The organism is Hyphomonas sp. UBA4494, assembly GCF_002388935.1.
Taxonomy (GTDB): Bacteria; Pseudomonadota; Alphaproteobacteria; order Caulobacterales; family Hyphomonadaceae; genus Hyphomonas.
Genome location: NZ_DGNK01000019.1, coordinates 1 through 21,171 on the forward strand (window position 1 = coordinate 1; position 21,171 = coordinate 21,171).

General features: G+C 58.1%; 19 protein-coding genes and 1 pseudogene. 16 read left to right on the top strand and 4 right to left on the bottom strand.

All coding sequences use genetic code 11. The features are described 5' to 3' along the window. Window positions 1-448 (bottom strand): annotated as a pseudogene (locus tag B2P82_RS17045) (Rossmann-fold NAD(P)-binding domain-containing protein); the annotation flags it as partial. Between the two features lie 59 nt (window positions 449-507). On the opposite strand from B2P82_RS17045, the gene B2P82_RS07520 reads away from it, so the two are divergent. From B2P82_RS07520 to katG, 16 genes are all read left to right on the top strand, one after another. Next, complete coding sequence (locus B2P82_RS07520) at window positions 508-1,275, top strand: SDR family NAD(P)-dependent oxidoreductase (RefSeq protein ID WP_206993010.1); 768 nt, start codon at window positions 508-510, stop codon at window positions 1,273-1,275. A gap of 88 nt (window positions 1,276-1,363) precedes the next feature. Next, window positions 1,364-1,600 carry a hypothetical protein gene (locus tag B2P82_RS07525; RefSeq protein ID WP_290496178.1) on the top strand — a complete coding sequence of 79 codons (237 nt, stop codon included), beginning with the start codon at window positions 1,364-1,366 and terminating at the stop codon, window positions 1,598-1,600. Window positions 1,601-1,677: 77 nt separating this feature from the next. Continuing rightward, the gene (locus B2P82_RS07530) at window positions 1,678-1,959 is read left to right on the top strand and encodes a hypothetical protein (RefSeq protein WP_290496180.1); all 282 of its coding nucleotides are present in this window, start codon (window positions 1,678-1,680) and stop codon (window positions 1,957-1,959) included. 115 nt (window positions 1,960-2,074) lie between these two features. Continuing rightward, window positions 2,075-2,953: a UTP--glucose-1-phosphate uridylyltransferase GalU gene (gene galU, locus B2P82_RS07535; protein ID WP_290479154.1), complete on the top strand. Its 879-nt coding sequence runs from the start codon at window positions 2,075-2,077 to the stop codon at window positions 2,951-2,953. 49 nt (window positions 2,954-3,002) lie between these two features. Further along, window positions 3,003-3,992 carry a threonine ammonia-lyase gene (locus B2P82_RS07540; protein ID WP_290496182.1) on the top strand — a complete coding sequence of 330 codons (990 nt, stop codon included), beginning with the start codon at window positions 3,003-3,005 and terminating at the stop codon, window positions 3,990-3,992. A gap of 188 nt (window positions 3,993-4,180) precedes the next feature. Continuing rightward, window positions 4,181-5,065 (top strand): Flp pilus assembly protein CpaB, encoded by an 885-nt coding sequence (gene cpaB, locus B2P82_RS07545; RefSeq protein WP_290496184.1) that lies wholly within the window; start codon window positions 4,181-4,183, stop codon window positions 5,063-5,065. Further along, window positions 5,065-6,363 carry a type II and III secretion system protein family protein gene (locus B2P82_RS07550; protein ID WP_290496186.1) on the top strand — a complete coding sequence of 433 codons (1,299 nt, stop codon included), beginning with the start codon at window positions 5,065-5,067 and terminating at the stop codon, window positions 6,361-6,363. Before cpaB ends, B2P82_RS07550 begins: the two co-directional genes overlap by 1 nt. A 2-nt stretch (window positions 6,364-6,365) precedes the next feature. Continuing rightward, window positions 6,366-6,635, top strand: a complete 270-nt coding sequence (locus B2P82_RS07555) for a hypothetical protein (protein ID WP_034813381.1) — start codon at window positions 6,366-6,368, stop codon at window positions 6,633-6,635. Next, a complete protein-coding gene (locus B2P82_RS07560) occupies window positions 6,635-7,855 on the top strand; it encodes a CpaE/TadZ family protein (protein WP_290496189.1) in 1,221 nt (406 codons plus the stop codon). The genes B2P82_RS07555 and B2P82_RS07560 overlap by 1 nt, the downstream gene beginning before the upstream one ends. Next, window positions 7,852-9,237: a TadA family conjugal transfer-associated ATPase gene (locus tag B2P82_RS07565; protein WP_290479149.1), complete on the top strand. Its 1,386-nt coding sequence runs from the start codon at window positions 7,852-7,854 to the stop codon at window positions 9,235-9,237. Before B2P82_RS07560 ends, B2P82_RS07565 begins: the two co-directional genes overlap by 4 nt. Before the next feature lie 21 nt (window positions 9,238-9,258). Beyond that, window positions 9,259-10,233: a type II secretion system F family protein gene (locus B2P82_RS07570; protein ID WP_290496257.1), complete on the top strand. Its 975-nt coding sequence runs from the start codon at window positions 9,259-9,261 to the stop codon at window positions 10,231-10,233. Between the two features lie 16 nt (window positions 10,234-10,249). Then, on the top strand, window positions 10,250-11,176 hold the full coding sequence (locus B2P82_RS07575) for a type II secretion system F family protein (RefSeq protein WP_290496190.1): 927 nt from the start codon (window positions 10,250-10,252) through the stop codon (window positions 11,174-11,176). A gap of 48 nt (window positions 11,177-11,224) precedes the next feature. After that, a complete protein-coding gene (locus B2P82_RS07580) occupies window positions 11,225-12,184 on the top strand; it encodes an acetyl-CoA carboxylase carboxyltransferase subunit alpha (RefSeq protein ID WP_206993021.1) in 960 nt (319 codons plus the stop codon). Window positions 12,185-12,213: 29 nt separating this feature from the next. Beyond that, window positions 12,214-13,149 (top strand): thiamine-phosphate kinase, encoded by a 936-nt coding sequence (thiL, locus tag B2P82_RS07585; RefSeq protein ID WP_290496192.1) that lies wholly within the window; start codon window positions 12,214-12,216, stop codon window positions 13,147-13,149. Between the two features lie 145 nt (window positions 13,150-13,294). Further along, a complete protein-coding gene (locus B2P82_RS07590; RefSeq protein ID WP_290496194.1) occupies window positions 13,295-15,448 on the top strand; it encodes a sodium-translocating pyrophosphatase in 2,154 nt (717 codons plus the stop codon). A gap of 260 nt (window positions 15,449-15,708) precedes the next feature. Further along, window positions 15,709-17,922 carry a catalase/peroxidase HPI gene (gene katG, locus B2P82_RS07595; RefSeq protein WP_290496196.1) on the top strand — a complete coding sequence of 738 codons (2,214 nt, stop codon included), beginning with the start codon at window positions 15,709-15,711 and terminating at the stop codon, window positions 17,920-17,922. Between the two features lie 53 nt (window positions 17,923-17,975). On the opposite strand, the gene rsmA is transcribed toward katG, so the two are convergent. The 3 genes from rsmA to B2P82_RS07610 are packed head-to-tail and all read right to left on the bottom strand — an operon-like array spanning window position 17,976 to window position 21,102. Further along, on the bottom strand, window positions 17,976-18,815 hold the full coding sequence (gene rsmA / locus B2P82_RS07600; protein ID WP_290496198.1) for a 16S rRNA (adenine(1518)-N(6)/adenine(1519)-N(6))-dimethyltransferase RsmA: 840 nt from the start codon (window positions 18,813-18,815) through the stop codon (window positions 17,976-17,978). Next, a complete protein-coding gene (gene pdxA / locus B2P82_RS07605; protein WP_290496200.1) occupies window positions 18,812-19,819 on the bottom strand; it encodes a 4-hydroxythreonine-4-phosphate dehydrogenase PdxA in 1,008 nt (335 codons plus the stop codon). The genes rsmA and pdxA overlap by 4 nt, the downstream gene beginning before the upstream one ends. Window positions 19,820-19,857: 38 nt before the next feature. Next, window positions 19,858-21,102, bottom strand: coding sequence for a peptidylprolyl isomerase (locus tag B2P82_RS07610; RefSeq protein ID WP_290496202.1), 1,245 nt, complete (start codon window positions 21,100-21,102; stop codon window positions 19,858-19,860). Between the last annotated feature and the right edge of the window lie 69 nt (window positions 21,103-21,171).

Genomic DNA, 21,171 nt, shown 5'->3' on the forward strand with positions numbered 1-21,171 from the left:
CATCATCATCGGCATGGCGCGGCCGTAGATCTGCGCACCTTCAATGACTGAGCGATAGCCGGAAAGGTTTGATTGGGACGACAGGGCGTCCATGCTTTGTGCGCGCGTGATGCGGGGGGTGAATTCCATGGAAAGAGCCGCGATCTTTTTCCCATTGAGCGGCGTCGCATCCAGGTTGCTGGGGTCCATCAAGGCGATCAGCGCGACGCCGTCGGGCAGGGCGCTAACTTCGCCGTCTTCCGGAGCGCGCACCTTGAAGACAATGTCGGCCCCCTTGGTTGCNNGCCCCCGCCTCAGAAAAGCTGTCGTCAGGAAAGCCTGCGACAGTGCCCGCTCCGGACTCAATTGTTACCGAGTGGCCGGAGGCCACCAACTTCTTGACGGTTTCTGGTGTAGCCGCCACACGGGTCTCACCAGCTCGTCGCTCCCTCAGAACAGATATTTTCATATCGCTGGGATAGAGGAAAAATATTGCGGCGCGCAACACGAATTTTCTAATTGGAGGGCATGAGATTGTTCAGTTTAACTAATAAGACGGCATTGGTCACAGGAGCATCAAGCGGTTTGGGCCAGCATTTCGCCCATGTTCTGGCCGATGCCGGGGCCTATGTCGTGCTTGCGGCGCGCCGCCTGGACCGATTGGAAGAAGTTGCAGAAAGCATTGAGAAGCGCGGCGGAAAGGCGCTGCCTGTACAGATGGACGTCACTTCCGACGACAGCGTGACGGGAGCGTTTGCAGAGATTCGCGAAGCGCTTGGTCGTCCGTGCGATGTTCTCGTCAACAATTCCGGAATGTCGCGTGAGGGATGGTTCTGGGACATGCCCGAAAAGGATTGGGACACTGTCATCGAGACCAATCTCACCGGTGTCTGGCGAGTTGCCAAATACGCTACCAAGGCCATGATCGATGCGGGCTGTGGCGGCGCGATCATAAATATTGCGTCAATTACGGCGCTCAGGCCGTCAAACATGATCTCTGCCTATTCAGCGTCGAAAGCTGCGGTGGATCATCTGACTCGCACGATGGCACTTGAGGCATCTCGGCATGGGATCCGCGTTAACGCGATTGCGCCTGGATACTTCAAGACAGCAATAAATGATGAGTTCCTCGAATCGGAAGCGGGTCAGAGAATGGCAAAGCGCGTCCCGATGCGTCGGTTCGGAAACTATGACGAATTGTCTGGTCCGCTTCTGCTGTTGGCGTCGGAGCAGGGCGGCTACATGACGGGCGCCACACTGGTTGTGGATGGCGGTCATACGTTGACCCCGCTTTAACTCTTGAAGTTTCCCGGTCAGACGAATATAGGCGGCGCTCCCTCTCTTATCGTTGGTAAATTTCGGGTAACCCCCAAAAGGCCGAAACATGCTCAAAGAAATTTTGTCCACCGGTGTCGCCGTGATGATTTCGGGAAGCCTCGCACCGACAACGACAGTGCGTAGCGATGGCGGCGAGTCCATATCGCAAGCGCGCGAATTCGGCGAATCCCGTCTAAAGACTTTCGTCGTTCTGGATGACCGCGGTTCTGATGGCACGTTGCGCTGCTCAAATGGCTATGAAGCGCCAAACGGTGGCGTTTTCTTCGGACCGGTGCCGGACTGACTTCAGTACATCCGATTTTGTTAGCTATCGGTTAGCTCTCATCTGGCACACTCTCTGGAAGATACCGGAGAATTCAGATGGCCCTTCCGAAAAGCAAGCCAGCGATTCAAGACGAATCTACCGCCCAGGAAGCCGCGAAATCCACAGACCTGGCGGCAGCGAATATGCAGGACGCCAGCCTATCTGAGCCGCGTTATCCGCCCACGCGATCTCCTGCGCGTCGTTTGCAGAGCCTGCTCGAAGCCGAAATGCGTGGGACACGTGCACCCTCCGCCAAACGGTCCATGGCCACAGTGCTCGTTTTGTCACTCGCGTGCAGCGTTGGTGCGTTAAGCTTGTACAGCCTTGGCTGGATTTAGACTTACGGCCATTTTATTGCTCTGAGTTAACGCGATTTAAGTCCAAGTCTGCTTAGAAACCCGCATAGGTGGCCTTTCGCGGTCCCGATGTTGAACTCCAAGGAGCTTCCTGTTCATGCGCGTTAGAAAAGCTGTTCTTCCTGTGGCCGGATTTGGCACGCGAGTCCTGCCCGCGACGAAGGCTATCCCGAAAGAAATGCTGCCCGTCGTCGACCGGCCGGCCATTCAATATGTCGTTGATGAAGCGCTGGAAGCCGGGATTGAGCACATCGTTTTCGTGACCGGGCGCAACAAGGGTTCGATCGAAGACTATTTTGACATCCCTTACGAGCTTGAAGTCGCGCTCGAAGCCAAGGGCAAGAAGGCCATTCTGGAACAGGTCAAGCAGACCACTTTGCCAGCGGGCTCCGCCAGCTTTGTGCGCCAGCAATCGCCTCTGGGACTTGGCCATGCCGTCTGGTGTGCGCGAGATATCGTCGGCAACGAGCCGTTCGCCGTGTTGCTGCCGGATGTTCTGGTCAAGGGCAGCCCCTCCTGTCTCGCGCAGATGGTGGAAGCCTATGACAAGGTCGGCGGGAATATCGTTGCCGTAGACCAGGTGCCGATGGATCGCGTTTCATCTTATGGCGTCATTGCTCCGAAAGGGAATGATCGCGACGGACGCCTGATCGAGATGACGGGCATGGTGGAGAAACCCCCCGTCGCCGACGCGCCATCGAATCTCAAGATCACGGGTCGTTATATTCTCCAGCCCGAAGTGTTTGGCCTGCTCGAAAGCCAGGGCAAGGGCGCCGGCGGCGAGATCCAGCTGACGGACGCCATGGCGCGCCTGATGGAAGTCCAGTCCTTCTATGCCTACGAGTATGAAGGGCAGGATTATGATTGTGGCTCGAAGCTCGGCTATTTCGAAGCTGTTCTGGGTTATGCGCTTGCCAATGAAGAGATAGGCGAAGACGCCAAGGCACTTGCCAAGGCAATGCTCGACAAACTCTAGTCGATCCTATTGCATTGCAGGGCATGCCGGTTCGGTTTAGGCCACCGGCATGACTGCTGCTGACGCGCTACCGGATTTCGAAGATGTGCTTGCCGCCGCTGAACGTGTGCGCGGTGTTGCGCGTGAGACGCCGATTCTGACACATGAAGCGCTGGACGCCCTGGCTGGCGGATCACTGTTCATCAAGGCTGAGTGCCTACAGGTGACCGGCAGCTTCAAGATCCGCGGCGCGATGAATCGCCTGTCACAAATCCCGGCGGCGCAACGCGCAGCGGGTGTGGTGGCTTTTTCCTCTGGCAATCATGCGCAGGGCGTTGCGCGGGCCGCGCGTTTGCTGGGTATGCCCGCGATAATTGTCATGCCATCTGATGCGCCTCGGATAAAGGTGGCAGGCGTCGAGGCAGATGGCGGCATGGTTCGCTTTTATGACCGGGAGACTGAAAGCCGCGAGGAGATCGCGACCCGGATCGCCGAAGACCGCGGCGCGGTCGTCGTGCCGAGTTTTGACGACAAAGACATCGTGGCCGGGCAAGGCACCGCGGGGCTCGAATTTGCGCACCAGATGGAAGCATTCGGTGCGCCATTGGACCATCTGATCTGTTGTGCTGGCGGCGGCGGGCTGATCACGGGCGTGGCGATCGCGATGGCCGAACTGTCGCCGCAAACAAGTATTTGGACGGCTGAGCCAGAAGGACATGATGATTGGGCGCAGTCGCTAGCAGCGGGCGAACTGCGCAGCAATCTGCCCGGAACGCGGTCGATCTGCGATGCCATTCTGACGCCCATGCCCGGCCAGATCACCTTTGCCCTCGGCAAGCGCTTGTTGAGTGGTGGGCTGGTCGTGTCGGATGACGAGGTGCGTGAGGCGATGCGCTTGGCCTTCCGATACTTGAAGGTCGTTGCCGAACCGGGCGGGGCAGCCGCGCTGGCGGCCGCAGTGCAGGGCTTGCCATCCGAGATGCACGGACAGCGGGTCGGCGTTCTTATCACTGGTGGGAACGTCGACGCAGACATGTTCTCCACTGTCTTGAGAGGCTAAATCGGCCTAGCAGATTAACATGCGTGTGCTGAATTTTAGGACCTGGCCGCGAAACAGTTGCGGCATGGTTAATGCGCGGTTCTGTTCGTGATTTAGATTTCCCTACAAGTCTTCAAGAGACCTTATCGCCTGAAGATTAATCATGAATGCTGATGATTGCGTATTTTGCGCGGGAGAGGGCATTCAGAATGAAACTCGCACCCCTGATCAGTCTTGGTCTTTCTGCGGTACTGGGAATCGCAGCTGTGTTTCTTGGCCGCTATTACATGACGTCGAATTCCAATGACGCGACGGCCCAGATTGCCACACCGGCGGTCCAGATGTCGTCTGTTCTCGTTGCATCTGCGGCTATCGAAGCAGGTGAGGAGGTCTCGGCCAGCAATGTGAAAGCCATTAAATGGCCAAGTGACTCTGTTCCTGAGGGCGTTCTGGCCTCGACGGAGGAACTGTCGGAAATCCTTTATGCACGTGGCCCGATCCTGCCTGGCGAACCAATCATGCTGGAAAAGCTCGACGCGGCCGGAAACCTGCTTACCCTGGCATCTGCAATCGAGCCCGGCATGCGTGCCGTGGCCATCACGGTACGGAGTGATACCGGAGTTGCTGGCTTCGTCCTGCCCGGTGACCGGGTCGACGTGAACGAGTTCATCCAGCGCGAACCTGGCCAGTCTGCAAACTCGTTTGGCAGCGATGCCGTACGTGTCACATCGGATCTGATAGCGCGGCCTGTGCTCAAGCGCGTGAAAGTGCTGGCGGTCGATCAGACATTTGAATCGAATCTTGAGGGCGCACGTCCCTCCAGCACGGTAACGCTGGAAGTGACGCCAGAAGGTGCACTCCGCTTGGGTGCGGTCAGCATGCAAGGCGCGCTGGGACTGGCATTGATTGGACGCGAAGAAGACGCAGATGTCATCACGCTGGTGAAGGCGGAGCCTAAAAAGGTCCCTGTTGTTCGTCGTGCTGCGTCCAAGCGCGTAACGACTGCGACCGTGCGCATCATAAATGGGGATCGTGAAACAAGTGTGACCGCGCCAGTCGCGCAGCCGAAGCCGCTGACCGAGGAGGCGAACTGATGCCTAAACTGACTTATATCCTGCTTCTTCTGGTTGTTGGCGTCGTCGCCATTGCGCCGGCGCATGCCTGGACCGAGCGCACGACCGGCCCTGATGCCAAGGTGCTCGTGCTCGAGAAGGGACGCTCGACCGTCATCGAGTCCGATCAGGGATTTTCGACGCTCGTCGTAGCCGACCCTGATATCGCCGAAGCGATGGCAACCTCCAACCGGTCCTTCTTCCTGCGTGGCAAAGTGCCCGGCTCAACGACCGTGCTCATCTACAATGCAGAGGGCGAGATCTCTGAACTGATTGATGTTGAAGTTGAGCTGAGCCTAGATGAACTTCGCGCCGATTTGGGAAATCTGCTGCCAGGCGAGCGTATTGAAGTATACCCCGTACATGATGGCGTGTTCCTGGATGGCAAGCTGACCACGGCGGCAGCCGCGGAGATGGCGGTGCAAGTGGCCGAGCGCTATGTTCCGGGTGGTGTGGCCAATGGATTGTCTGTTGGCCAGAGTCAGCAAGTCCTGCTGGAGGTACGTTTTCTCGAAGCCAGCCGTAGTGCGGTGAAGGAAATCGGATTTGGAAACTCCATGGATGGGCGCGACGCGGTTGCGTTCACGGAGCCATCGACCGTGTCCGGACTGGCCGCCAAGACGGTTGCCCTGTTTACCAATGTTGGTGGAGAGAATATTGATGTCGAACTGCGCGCCCTTGAAGAGAAGGGAATCGTGCGTACGCTGGCTGAGCCCAATCTGGTGGCCCTGTCAGGCGACACGGCGAGCTTCCTGGCCGGGGGCGAGTTCCCCATTCCGGTCTCGAGCGAGAATGGCCAGGTATCGGTTGAGTTCAAGAAGTTTGGGGTGAGCCTCGATTTCACGCCGACCGTTTTGGGTGGCGGGCTTGTGAACTTGCGGGTGCGTCCGGAAGTGTCCCAGCTTGACCGGAACAATGGTATCCGAGCGCAGGACATCGAGATTCCCGGTATTTCCGTCCGCCGCGCCGATACAACGGTAGAGCTACATGACGGACAGGCCTTTGCCATCGCGGGCCTGTTGCAAAATGATTATTCCAATGATGTTCGGCAGACACCGTGGCTTGGAAATGTGCCGGTATTGGGAGCCTTGTTCTCTTCCAAGCGCTATCAGCGCCAGGAAAGCGAATTGGTGATCATCATCATTCCGCGTCTGGTTCAACCTACTCCGCACCCTTCCATGCTTCGGACTCCACTCGACGCATTTGCTGAACCGACGGAAGAAGAATTCTTTCTCATGAACCAAACCACTCATGCGCCGCTGGTTGGCGAAGGAGACTGAACATGACTTTCAAGCGCCGTATTATCAGTGTCATGATGGTGAGCGTGTTCCTCGTCGGATGTGCAAGCTATGACAATCAGGACAAATTTCTGCTGGGTGAAGCCAATGCCAGCAACATACGTGAGCAATCGGTTCGTGACGTCAATCTGAGCAACTCCAAGGCCGTCGAGTCCACGTCTGGCCTGCGTGCAGCCAATGCCGTGAAGGCCCTCAATGAAGGTAAAACCAAAGACTTGCGGGATTCCTCGGTCAGCGCGTCGGGAGGCAGCTGATGTCAGGCGTAGCGCGAAAACTGTCTGATGGATCCCCTCCGGCATCCGCGCCGGCAATGATCCCTGCGATTGCCGCATTGGCGGGGCCTGAACGGCTGATGCAGCTCAAGTCGATCTGCCGGAATGTTATTGACCTTTCTTCAATGGACCCCGCGAACATTGTCGAAAAGTTCGGTGGTGCACTGATCCTGTTGGAACAAGGACAAAAAGGCGCGGAACAGGTTGTGCTGGGACTGGCGGTCGAAAAACCGGACAGCGCCGTCTTGATGGTGTCAGATAATCTGCCAGTTCACATCGTTAGAGCCTTAATGAAAATTGAGGCGTCGGACATCCTTCCGGTCAGCGCCGGTGCGGACGAAATCCTGGAATCCGTGGAACGCATCCGCGCCGCTGCAGAAGCCGCAGAGAGTGGCGGTGACGGACCAGCGTCCGCCGTATGCTGGGCGTTCCGGGGCGCTGTGGGAGGAGCGGGTGTCTCAACACTGGCTATTGAGAGCGCATTTGCAATCTGTGAGAAAGTCGGCCCCGGCAAGGTATGCCTTGTTGATCTGAATGTGTCTGACGGCATGGTAAGTTCGTTTCTGGAAGCGGTGCCAAAGCTCGACCTTGCAGCCTTGTCTGCTGCGCCGGAGCGCCTTGATGCGCGCTTGCTGGCCGCATGGTGCTGGCAACACGAGGATGGCGTTTCGACAATTTCGGCGCCGCGCAATCCGGACGCAGATGCATTGGCCACGGAAGCGGCGATCCTCAGATTGCTGGACGTTGCCTGCGCCGAGTTCCCATTTGTTCTGGTGGACATGCCTCGCCACATGATGCCGTGGACCAAGCCCATACTGGGCGCGGTTGATGAGGCGATCATTATCAGTGAGCTGACCGTGCCAAGCCTGCACGCTGCTGCGGATATGGCGCGCGAAGTTGATATGCTGCGTGGGCCCGATCGCAAGGCCAAGCTCGTACTGAACCGTATGTTCCCGAAAAAGAAGTTCCGTGCCGAGTTTGCCGTCGACAAGGCCGAGAAGGCCATCGACCGTCAGATTGATGCAACGATCACGTCGGACTGGGATGCTGCCCGCACTGCGGTAAATCTCGGAAAGCCGATTGGTGACGTGAAACCGAAAAGCGCGCTCGTCGCAGATGTCTTGACATTGGTCGACAAGATGATGCCCGACGCCGCGAGGCAGCCCGTTCAACAAGTTGCCGGTAAGAGGAAAGCGAAATGAGCCGTTTTGGATTTTCGAACGCCGCCGCCAAGCCGGAACCGGTCAACGCGCCTGAAGTGGCTGAGCCAACTGCGCCGAAGCCCGCGCCGCCCGCTCCTGCCGACACCAAGGCTTTTGACCAGCTCGATGCCAAATTGCGTATCCATGCCAAGCTGATCGACGAACTGGATCTGTCCGTTCTCGACAAGCTGGATGATGAAACCATGCGGCGCCGTGTGCGGGGAATTGTTTCTGAGATCATCAAGAAGGAAGAGATGGCGCTCTCGGCCACAGAAGAGGCAAGCTTTGCCGATGCTGTGATGGACGAGATGACGGGGCTTGGGCCCATCGAGCCGCTACTGAAGGACGACTCGATTGCCGACATCCTGATCAATGGTTTTGACCAGGTCTATGTCGAGCGGCACGGCAAGCTCCAACTGGCACCGGTCCGGTTTGCGGACAATGACCATTTGCTTCGCATTGTGCAGCGGATCGTGGCGGCTGTGGGCCGACGTGTCGATGAGAGCCAGCCCCTGGTTGATGCACGCCTTCTGGATGGCAGCCGTGTCAACGCCGCTGTCTTGCCAATCGCCATTGATGGGCCGCTTGTCTCCATCCGGAAATTTTCCAAATCGCCACTGACAATGGAGAAGCTGGTTGGCTTTGGCGCAATTCCTGAGCCGGTTGCAAAGTTCATCCTCGGGGCGGTGAAGTGCCGGGCCTCTACCGTTATCTCCGGGGGCACCGGGTCGGGGAAGACAACTCTGCTCAACGCGCTATCAGCCGCTATCAATGAAGATGAACGCCTCATCACGATTGAGGACGCTGCCGAACTCCAGCTGCAACAGCCTCATGTTGCGCGCATGGAAACCCGCCCGCCCAATATTGAAGGCAAGGGCGAGATCCGTCAGCGCGAACTGGTCAAGAACGCACTGCGCATGCGGCCTGACCGCGTGATCCTGGGCGAGGTTCGCTCAGAAGAAGCGTTTGACATGCTGCAAGCCATGAATACGGGCCACGAAGGCTCTATGGCGACGATCCACGCTAACAATCCGCGCGATGCACTGACCCGTCTGGAGCAGATGGTGATGATGGGTGGTATGAAAATATCCGAGACGGCGATCCGTGGACAGATTGCTTCCGCAGTCAATTTTATCGTCCAGGCCACGCGCCTGTCAGACGGCTCGCGAAAAGTCGTATCAATCTCCGAAGTGACGGGCATGGAAGGCTCAGTCGTTCAATTGCAGGAAATCTTTCGCTTTGAACGCACTGGCACAACCGATGAGGGCAAGGTCGAGGGGCACTTCGCCGCGACTGGTCTACGCCCGAAATTCCTCGATGAGATGGAACGTCGCGGCGTTCCCATGCCGGAGGGCATGTTTGACCCCTCTACGCGTTTCTAGGAGATGAGCTTCTTGTCGTGGATGCCTGACATCACCAATATCAGCCTGACTGTCCTGATCCCTGTGATCATGGCGATCGGCGCGGTATTTCTGGCGATCCAGTCGGTTATGGGGCTGGTGACGGAAGCCCAAACCCGCCGCGTGGTCAACAAGCGTCTTCAGTTCAAGGAACGGTTTGAAACGACGAGTGAAGCCATGGTCGAGCTGCGCAAAAGTCGTGGCCTCGACAAGAATGGCAATCTTGCTATGCCGTTGCGCTGGTTCAATCAGCTGGTGGTCAGGTCTGGCCTGAAGTTTCAGCCATTGCGTTGGTTCGGGATGTCAGCCGGGGCAGCCCTGGTCGCGGGGCTGGCCTATTGGCGTTTTGTTGGCGGGCCCGGACCGGCTGTCGGCATTGCCGCGCTCATTCTTGTGCTCGGACCCATCGTCTGGCTCAAAATGGTTGCTGGGCGGCGCATGAAGAAAATGTCGGAACAATTGCCCGACGCACTCCAGATAGTTTGCCGCAGTCTGGAGGCGGGGCACCCGGTTGCGACAGCCGTGTCGTTGGTGGCCCGCGAGATGCCTGACCCGATTGGAACAGAGTTCGGCATGGCGGCGGATGAAGTGTCATACGGCATGTCGCTGACCAATGCGGTCCAGCGCATGGCCGAGCGGGCGGGCGACCCGGACGTCGAGCTGTTCGTCGCCACGGTACGCCTGCAGGAAAAGACTGGTGGCAACCTTTGCGAACTCCTGAAAGCGAACACGACAACCATCCGTGAGCGCCAGACCATGCGTCTGAAAGTGAAGGCAGCTTCGTCAGAGGGCCGGGCCTCGGCGATGATCCTTACCTCGGCACCCTTCATCGTGATGTCTGGCATCCACGTGCTGCGCCCGGAATTTTACGGCGAAGTGATCGATGAGCCGCTAGTGCGGGTGGTGTTCCCGATCCTGTTTGTATGGATGGCGATTGGCAATTTTGTCATGCGTAAGATGATCAATTTCAAGATGTAGGCCCCCAAGCAAACCCATGTCCTTCTCCGCATCTGCTCTTCTGCCCATCATCATGCTGGCCATTGCCGGTTTCCTCGCCGTGCCTGCGATTATGGCGTTCGTGAGAAGCTGGAAGGCCAAGGAAGATCTTGAGCGCCGGCTGGAGCGACGCGAGTCACGTCCTGCGGTGCAGGAAGAAAGCCGGAACGATACACGGATAGGTCGGGCGGTCATCGGGCTTGCCAATCGCGCGACCCCTTCGAACGAGGATGCGGTCAGTGAGGTGCGCGCCAAATTGCTGCTCGCAGGGTTCACAAACCCGTCGGCGGTGGGGCGGTATTACATGGCCAGAATTGCTTGCGTCGTGTTGCCTCAGCTCGCTCTGCTGGTGGCTTTGCCGCATCTCGGTGGCTTTTCGAAGCAACATCTGATCATGCTCAGCATTGGCCTGATCATTGCGGGCTTGCTCGCGCCTGACATGCTCGTTTCGCGCCGTACCAAAGCGCGCCAGCAGCAATGCTCGGCTGGCTTTCCCGATATGATGGATCTGATGGTTGCCTGCGTAGAAGCCGGTCTCAGCCTTGATGCCTCGGTTCAGAGGGTCGGCGAAGAGTTGGAATTGCGGCATCCGATCATTGCTGGGCACATGAAAAAGCTGTCGCTGGAGCTACGCGCGGGCAAGGCGCGCAAGAATGCCTGGCGCGCTTTTGCTGATCGCATGAGCATCGAAGAAGCGAGTTCTCTGGCCACGATGCTCCGTCAGGCAGAGGAAATGGGCACCAGTCTGGGCCAGACTTTGCGAGTTTTCTCGGCAGATATGCGCAAGCGTCGCATCCTGATGGCGGAGGAAAAGGCCATGGCGCTGCCGGCAAAGCTGACTTTGCCATTGATTATATTCGTTTTTCCCGTCCTGCTCGGCGTTTTGATCCTGCCGGCCGTGGTAAAGGTGCAAGGCGCACTTTAGTGAATTCCCGGCTAGGCGAGTCAGCCCGTCATTGCTAACTTGCGCACCATGACAACGACCTATCTTGAATTCGAAAAGCCCATTGCGGAGCTGGACGCGAAGATCTCCGAACTGGAAGCGCTTGCTTCCAGCAAGGAAGGTCCATCGATTACCGACGAGCTGAAAAAGCTGAAGGCCAAATCGAGCAAGCAGCTGAAGGACATGTATTCCGATCTCAGCGCATGGCGGAAGACTCTTGTGGCCCGCCATCCAGACCGGCCGCATTTGTCTGACTTCATCGAGAACATCTTCGACGATTTCGAGGAACTCGCGGGCGACCGTGTGTTTGGGAATGATGAAGCCATTATGGGCGGACTGGCACGCTTCAAGGGGCGTCCGGTGGTCATTATCGGCCATGAGAAGGGCCGCACGATCGAGAAGCGCCTGAAGCACAATTTCGGCATGGCCCACCCTGAAGGCTATCGCAAGGCGGTGCGCTTGATGGACATGGCCGAGAAGTTCAATCTGCCGGTCCTGAGTTTCCCTGACACGTCGGGTGCCTATCCGGGCAAGGGCGGCGAAGAGCGTGGGCAGGCGGAAGCCATTGCGCGCGGCACACAGCGCGGCCTGTCACTGGGCGTGCCGTTCGTCACGCTGATCATCGGCGAGGGCATGTCGGGCGGCGCGATCGGCATCGCGGCGGCCAACAAGGTCCTGATGATGGAGCATGCCATCTATTCGGTGATCTCTCCGGAAGGCTGCGCTTCGATCCTTTATCGCGACGCTGCCAAGGCGAAGGATGCGGCTGACGCGATGAAAATCACAGCGCCGGACCTGTTGAAAACCAAAGTCATCGACGGTGTCGTCAAGGAGCCAGTCGGCGGCGCACATCGTGACCCGAAACGGGCGATGGCTGCTGCCGCAAAAGCGCTTGATGAGGCCTTGCAGGAACTGGAAGGCCTGAGCCCGTCCGAACTGCGCACCCAGCGCAAGGAGCGTTTCTACGCCATCGGCCGCGAAGGGTTGTAGCGCCGTGAGGCGCATGGGGCGCTGACCCAATGGCTGAGAAAGACTGGATCGCCAAATATTTTGCGCCGCTCGCCAGAGCGGGCGGGGCAGCTGGCTTGCGGGACGATCTTGCGCAGTTGGCCGACAGCAAGTCTCCGACGGTCATCACGGTTGATGCGTTGGTCGAGGGCGTGCATTTTCTCGCGTCTGATCCGGTGGCGTCCGTTGCCCGAAAGCTTGTGCGCGTGAATGTGTCTGATGTCTACGCCGCCGGCGCCTTGCCCTCTGAAGCTTTGCTCACGCTCGGATGGCCCAAGGAACGACCGGAATCCGACCTTGCTGAATTCGCATCTGCTCTTGGGTCAGAACTGGATGCATTCGATATCCACCTGATCGGCGGAGATACCGTGCGCAGCCCGGGTGGTCTTTTCCTGTCACTCACCATGACCGGGACTTGTCTTGGTGAAACACCTGTTCGGCGGATGGGCGCTGGGCCCGACGAAGATGTCTGGGTCACAGGTCGTGTCGGTGCGGCGTATCTGGGCTTTGACGCGATCCAGAAAGGGGCGGTTGAAGGTTCTGAGATCGAGGCGTATCGGGTGCCGCCGGTCCAACCGCTTGCCGCCGCGCATCTTGTGGCTCAGTTCGCGACGGCGGCGATGGATGTTTCCGACGGACTGCTGGGGGATGCTGCGAGTCTCGCCAGCGCGTCCGACATTGGCATTCAGATAGCACTTGAGACCGTGCCCTTCGCGGGGGATGCAATCGAATTGGACGAAATGATCCGCCTGTCGACATGGGGAGACGACTATCAACTGCTCTTCACCTCAGAAAAAACGCGGCGCGATGAAATCCTGGCGGATGCGGGCAGATCTGGCGTAGTTATTACGCTTATCGGCGAAACCCGACCCGAAGGAGGACTTTCCGTCACCCTGCGGAATTCGCCCATTAACCTCCCGGAAACTCTCGGCTTTGAGCATGGCTGAAGTGGGACTGGGCTGACTCGCCCCTGACGGGAGGCATATTGCCTATTTCCCGAGGGCCGGGCAGGCTGGTCACCTATAATAAACAGTGCATGATCAGGAATAACCTGGCGTCGAAGTTCTGTTTTAAGGGAAGGAAACGTAATCCATGTGGTATTATCTCGCTCTCGCGGCGGGGGTCTTGTCAGTCCTTTATGGCTGGCTCCAGATCAATTCGATCATGAAGGCCCCGGCTGGTGATGCGCGTATGCGCGAAATTGCTCAAGCGATCCAGGAAGGCGCAAATGCCTATCTTGGGCGCCAGTATCGTACAATTGCGATCGTCGGCGTCGTTGTCGTCGTTCTGTTGCTTATTCTGTTCCGAAACTGGCAGGTGCCGCTCGGCTTCATCGTCGGCGCAGCGCTTTCCGGCGCGGCCGGGTTCATCGGCATGAAAGTGTCGGTGCAGGCAAATGTGCGCACAACTGAAGCGGCCAAATCCGGCCTCAACGCCGGTCTCAAGCTTGCGTTCAAGTCAGGTGCCATCACGGGCATGCTGGTCGTTGGCCTCGCTCTTCTGGGCATCGTTGTCTATTACGGCTTGCTCACCATGGTCATTGGACTGAATCTGGGCGTTGAAAGCGAGAAACGTCTCGTCATCGACTCGCTCGTGGCCCTCGGCTTTGGCGCGTCGCTGATCTCGATCTTTGCGCGTCTTGGTGGTGGTATCTTCACCAAGGGCGCGGACGTCGGCGGTGATATGGTCGGCAAGGTCGAAGCCGGCATTCCGGAAGATGATCCACGCAACGCTGCGACGATTGCAGACAATGTGGGAGACAATGTCGGCGACTGTGCCGGCATGGCGGCCGACCTGTTCGAGACCTATGCGGTCACGCTGGTGGCGACGATGGTGCTCGGTGCAATCTATTTCTCTGGCGCAACTTACATCGTCGAAATCATGATGCTGCCGTTGGCGATTGCCGCCGTCTGTATCGTCACGTCGATTGTCGGCACCTATTTCGTGAACCTCGCACCCGGCAAGACGGATGTCATGTGGGCGCTCTACAAAGGCCTCATCGTGACTGGCGTACTGTCCATTGGCGGTCTCGCAATCGCAATCGCAACGGTCTTACCGAACGGGTTCGGCGTGCTCGACGATGCCGGCGAGCGGCTTGGTCTTGCCAATGACGTATCCGGTTGGATGTTGTTCGGTTGCGGCGTGGTTGGCCTCGTGGTGACGGGACTGATCGTCGTGATCACGGCATATTATACCGAAACCAAATATCGTCCGGTACGCTCGATCGCGCGGGCATCAGAGTCTGGTCATGGGACGAACGTGATCCAGGGCCTCGCTGTGTCGCTGGAATCGACGGCCCTTCCGGCCATCGTGATCATTGCGGGCATCATACTGACGTTCAACCTCGCAGGCCTGTACGGCATTGCCATTGCGACCACGACCATGCTGGCGCTTGCCGGGATTATCGTGGCGCTCGACGCTTTTGGACCCGTTACGGACAATGCGGGTGGTATCGCTGAAATGGCGGAGCTTCCATCGGAAGTTCGCGAGACAACGGACGCACTCGATGCGGTTGGCAACACCACGAAGGCTGTGACCAAGGGCTATGCCATTGGTTCGGCCGGGCTCGGCGCACTCGTTCTGTTCGCGGCCTATGCGGAAGATCTCAAATACTTCTCGGCGCGCGCCGTGGAAGGGGACTTCTTCTACAATGCAACGGCTGATTTCTCGATTGCGAACCCATATGTGGTGGTCGGCCTCCTGTTCGGTGGCCTGTTGCCATTCCTGTTCGGTGGCCTGTCCATGATGGCAGTCGGACGCGCTGCGCAAGCGGTGGTTGAGGAAGTTCGTCGACAGTTCCGCGAAATGCCGGGTATCATGAAAGGCGAAGTGAAGCCTGATTATGGCCGGGCGGTCGATCTTCTGACGAAGGCCGCTATCCGGGAAATGATCGTCCCGTCACTCCTGCCAGTGTTGTCACCGATTGTCCTGTTCGGCGTGATCTTTGCCATTGCCGGCAAAGGCGCGGCCCTCGCGGCGGTTGGGGCGATGCTCCTGGGTGTGATTGTGACAGGCCTGTTCGTGGCCATCTCGATGACGTCCGGAGGCGGTGCCTGGGACAATGCGAAGAAGTATATCGAAGATGGTCATCACGGCGGAAAGGGCTCAGAAGCTCACAAGGCCGCTGTAACCGGAGACACGGTTGGCGATCCCTACAAGGATACTGCCGGTCCGGCCGTGAATCCGATGATCAAGATCACAAATATCGTGGCCTTGCTCATGCTCGCGGTCCTCGCAGGCCACTAGTTGAATGAATTTTTTATGGAAGGCCCCGGTGCGAAAGTGCCGGGGCCTTTGTTTTTGTACCACTAATTCAATGCATAGAAAATATCGATACCGGAGTAGGCTTCTATTGATTGGTTCTATTCAAAATCATTGCGTAGCCTCAAGACTGTCGTCAAAGGATTGCGCCTACTCCGCGCTGATGTTCTCTCGGCGACCGTGAAATCAGGAGGGTTGTTCCGGGAGGGACTGCTCTCCGGCCAGACCAATCCAGGGAGATGAATATGGACGGAAATGACGCAGCTCCAGAGGGCAAGTGCCCCGTAATGCATTCGCTGCGAGGGCGCGTAAACCGCGACTGGTGGCCCAACCAGCTAGACCTCAGCATCCTTCACCAGAACCCGCCGGTCGGTAATCCACTTGGCGAGACGTTCAAGTATTCCAAGGAATTCAAGAAACTCGATCTGAAGGCGATCAAACAGGACATCTTCGCGCTGATGACGGATTCCCAGGATTGGTGGCCTGCGGACTACGGCCATTATGGTCCGTTCTTCATCCGTATGGCCTGGCACAGCGCCGGTACATATCGCACCGGTGACGGCCGGGGTGGATCGACCTCTGGGTCGCAGCGCTTTGCGCCGCTGAACAGCTGGCCGGACAATGCCAATCTCGACAAGGCCCGCCGTTTGCTGTGGCCGATCAAGAAAAAGTACGGCAACAAGATTTCCTGGGCCGATCTCATGATCCTTGCGGGCAATTGCGCCATTGAATCCATGGGCGGTAAAACGTTTGGGTTTGGCGGCGGCCGCGAAGACATTTTCGAGCCGGAGAAAGATATCTATTGGGGCACGGAAGAAGAGTGGTTGGCCACCAGCGATAAGCCCGGCAGCCGCTATAGCGGCGAGCGTGTGCTCGAGAACCCGCTCGCAGCCGTTCAAATGGGCCTCATCTACGTGAACCCCGAAGGCCCGGACGGCAATCCTGATCCGCTGGCTTCGGCAAAGGACATCCGTGAAACGTTTGCCCGGATGGCCATGAACGACGAAGAAACTGTTGCGCTGACTGCTGGCGGTCACACATTTGGCAAGTGCCACGGTGCGGGTGACGCGGCGATGGTCGGTGCAGAGCCTGAAGGCGGCGACATCGCCGAACAAGGGCTTGGTTGGCAGAGCAAGTTCGGTATTGGCCATGGCGATGACACGATCACCAGCGGCATCGAAGGCGCATGGACGCCAAACCCGATCAAATGGGACAATGGCTATTTTGATATGCTGTTCGGCTATGAGTGGGAACTTGTGAAGAGCCCCGCTGGCGCGTTCCAATGGCAGCCAAAGGATGTAGACGAGGCGCACATGGCGCCAAAGGCTCACAATCCGTCCGAGAAGCAGATCACCATCATGACCACGGCCGACATGGCCATGCGGATGGATCCGGAATACGAGAAGATCTCTCGCAGGTTCCACGAAAATCCGGATCAGTTTGCAGACGCGTTCGCCCGCGCCTGGTACAAGCTGACCCATCGCGATATGGGGCCAGCCGTTCGGTACCTTGGTGAGGAAGTTCCAAGCGAAGAATTGCTCTGGCAGGACCCAATTCCGGCAGTTGACCATGAACTGGTGAACGCCAGTGACATTGCTGATCTCAAAGAGAAGATCTTGTCTTCGGGCTTGTCTGTGTCCGAACTGGTCTCGACGGCATGGGGCGCAGCTTCCACGTTCCGCGGCTCCGACAAGCGGGGCGGTGCGAATGGCGCCCGTATCCGCCTGGACCCGGCAAAGAACTGGGAAGTCAACGAACCTGAAAAGCTTGCCAAGGTTCTCGGTCTGCTCGAAAGCGTTCAGCGCGCTTTCAATTACGCCCAGACAGGCAACAAGAAGGTGTCGATGGCCGACCTGATCGTGCTCGGTGGTTCCGCTGCCGTGGAGAAGGCCGCCAAGGATGCGGGCGTCAATGTTTCGGTACCGTTCACGCCGGGCCGTATGGATGCTTCGCAGGAGCAAACGGATGTTGAATCCTATGCCTTCCTCGAGCCGAAAGCCGATGGCTTCCGCAACTATCTTCAGGTCGAATTCTCGGTTCCGACTGAAGAATTGCTGCTGGATCGGGCGCAGTTGCTGACTCTGACTGCACCAGAAATGACGGTTCTCGTCGGCGGCCTGCGTGTACTCGGCGCCAATCATGCTGATTCCAAGCATGGCGTCTTCACGGATCGCCCCGGCACGCTGTCGAACGACTTCTTTGTGAACCTGATGGACATGGGCGTCGCTTGGAAAGCAGCCACTGAGAAGCAGGATGTCTTCGAAGGACGTGATCGCAATACCGGAGAAGTGAAATGGACCGGCACGCGAGTTGATCTCGTCTTCGGTTCGAACTCACAACTGCGGGCCTTGTCGGAGACTTACGCCCAGGATGATGCGAAAGAAAAGTTCGTGCACGATTTCGTCGCGGCCTGGACGAAAATCATGGAAGCCGATCGGTTCGATCTTGAACGCGACTAGTTGGTTACACATTGTCTAAAACGCGGCGCTCCGGGAAACCGGGGCGCCGTTTTCTATTTGACGAGGGAGGCGGCCATCCGTCTGAATTCGTCCTGGCTGAGCGTCTCGGCACGGGCCGTCGGGTCAATGTCGAGGCTTTGGAGCCATTCCACCGCTTTGAGCCCATGACGCTTGGCAAGCGGTTTCAGGCCCGCACGCAGCATCTTCCGCCTCTGTCCGAACGCCGCACCGGCCACTTCTTCCAGCTTGTCGAGATGGGGAAAGACGTTTTCCGGCGGCAACGGGTGCAGAACGGCTACGGCGCTGTCCACTTTCGGCGGGGGTCGGAACGCACCCGGCGGCAGCGTGAAGGCAATATGGGGATCGGTAACCGCATGGGTCAGGACGGCGAGGCGACCATATTGATCCGTATTCGGTTTGGCGCACACGCGCTCAGCCACTTCCTTTTGGAACATCAGGGCCATCTCGCCACGCCAGGGGCCTGACTTCAGCCAGGCTACGAGCAATGGCGTGCCAACATTGTAAGGAAGATTGGAGATCATCATGGCTGGTGTGGTGCCGCCAAGTTCTGCCAGCATTTCTTCCCAGCGAACTTTGCGTGCGTCTTTCAGGATTACGTGGAGACGACCGCTTTTGGCTTCTGGCCATGATTGTAGTGCCTGGGCAAATCGCTCATCAGCCTCCACGGCGATGACCTTGGCGGCGCCATTGTCCAGCAAGGCGCGCGTGAGCCCGCCCGGACCTGGGCCCACCTCGATGACTGTCCGGCCTTCTATCGGTCCTGCGGCCAGTGCCGTTCGCTTCAAAATGTCCGGATCGAAAAGGAAATGCTGACCTAGCGCCTTGCGCGCAGTTGCCTGTGTCAGGCCTGGAGGCGTCTCGTCACGGCTCATGAAATTTGCTTTCGGTTGTCAGCGATCATTCGGGCCTGGCGGATTGCGGCGATCAGGCTGTCAGGCCGAGCTGTGTCATTCGCGGCGGCATCATAGCCGGTGCCGTGATCGGGGCTGGTGCGTACAATGGGCAGGCCAATCGTCGTGTTGACGCCGCCCCACATGTCCAGCGTCTTGACCGGAATGAGCCCTTGATCGTGGGTCATGGCGATGATGGCATCGAACCGTCCGTCCAGAGATTCGGCGAACACTGTGTCAGCTGACCGCGCGTCTGACATGTCGATGCCGGCGGCGCGCAGGGTGCTGGCTGCAGGATTGATGATATCGACTTCCTCGCGCCCTATAGTACCGTTCTCGCCAGCGTGTGGGTTCAATCCGGTGAAGGCGAGGCGGGGCGAGGCAATGCCGAAGTCCGCACGCATTGACGCCGCCACAATTTCTCCAAGTGTGACGAGGTCTTTGATGTTCAAATGACTGAACACATCTTTCAGAGCGACATGAATGGTTGCGAGTGCGACGCGCAGACCACCTCCGGTCAACAGCATGACCGGTAGGTACGAAGTCTGAGAGCCTTCCGCGCACAGCGCGGCCACGAATTCTGTATGGCCCGGATGACGAAAGCCCGTCCCATAGAGCAGCGCCTTGTTGATTGGATTGGTGACCATGCCGTCTGCAGAGCGATCAAGGCACAAGGTGGTGGCCAGTTCGATGGATTTGATGATGGATGCGGCGGCGCGGTCGTCTGCCTGTCCAGGCTGGATGTCCGGTACCCCTTCCAACGGAATGACGGGTAGCGCATGAGCGAATATCTCTTGTGCGTCTGCCGGGCTGGAAATTTCCTGCACCGAAATGTCCCGAGCATACAAACGTGGCGCGCCAATCACGAAGAAACAGCAAGACGGATCATGCTTTAGCGCGTTCCACGCCGACACTGTGATCGGCGGGCCCACACCCGCAGGGTCGCCCATTGTCAATGCGAGTGGAGTTCGGCTTTTATCGGTCACTCAGGGGGTCTTCACCCAAACAGCCGGCCATGCAAGGCCTAGCGATATATAATCGTCGCTTCGCGGCGCATGTCGCGCAGCTCTCGCTCCGAAATCATGCTGAGTTCCTGATCTTTCAGGCGGCTCTTGAGGTCATCGCGCGATGGCAGGGCTTCGGCACCATCCTCACGGCGGCAGACATACATGACTGCAAGGCCGCTGCCGGCGGCAAAGATTTCTGTGGGCTGGCCAACGTCTGCCGCAAGCACGAGGTCCTTGCCCTCAGTGCCCAGCTCGTCGACGTTTATGTCTGTCAGGTCAGCATGCCGCAAGTTCGATTTCGAATTGGAAACGCTTTGAACATCATCACAGCTGGAGATGGCTTCCATGGCTTCTGTGAGGACGGCTTCATCGCCATCTGTCACTTGCAGGCGAATAAGGTCGACCTTGGTTGTCAGTTTGGCTGGCTCACGTTTGCTGGCAATATTCAGAATGTAAATTCCATTTTCGACTGCGAGCGGACCGACGATGCCGGGTCCAGCTGAGTCTTCGACGGCTTGTGCGAGCACAGTGTCAAGGTCACCTATTGTGATCCACCCCATATCTCCCCCTGTGGCCGAAGTTGGCGCAGAAGAGATACGCTGTGCCGCAATGCGAAAATCGGCGCCTTGATTCAACTGCTCGATAATCGAACTGGAGGCTTGCAGGGCTTGATCCTTGGTTTCCGGATCCGGTGCGTAGAGGAAGATTTCGGAAACACGGTACTGGGTCTGCTGCAGGGAGCTGCGCACGCGGTTAAGCTGGTCTTCCACCTGGTTGTCCGAAATGCGGATACGTGAGCCGTACAATCCGCTCATCACGCGGCTCCAGGCGATCTCGGCACGCATCTGCTCTTCAAGACTGGTGGGGTTCACGCCAGCGGCCAGCAATTGTTGCTTCAGCTGATCACCCGTTGCGCCGGACTGGCGCGCCATGTCGTCTACGGCCCCGTTGATCTCTTCCGGCGCAATTTCCATTTCGAATTCGGCGGCTTTCTCCAGCTGGAGGCGCTCATCGATCAGCTGTTCAAGAGCTTGACCTGTGATCTGCTGAATCTGTTCCTGGGACGGCTGCTGACCACCGAGGCTGAGCAGCAGTAGTCGTGCGCGCTGGCGAACATCTGAATAGGAAATAGGTTGGTCATTTACGATGGCGGCGACACCTTCCAACGCCAGCCGTTCTGGTGCGCTTGCTTCCTGCGCTGCTGCAACAAGGCCAACAGGCATGGCTGCAAGAAGGACAGCTGCGAAAATCTGACGAACCATGAATGGCCTCCATTGAGTGCCCAGCCGGGCCCCGTGGCAATTATACTGCCGGACCATACAAGTCCTGCA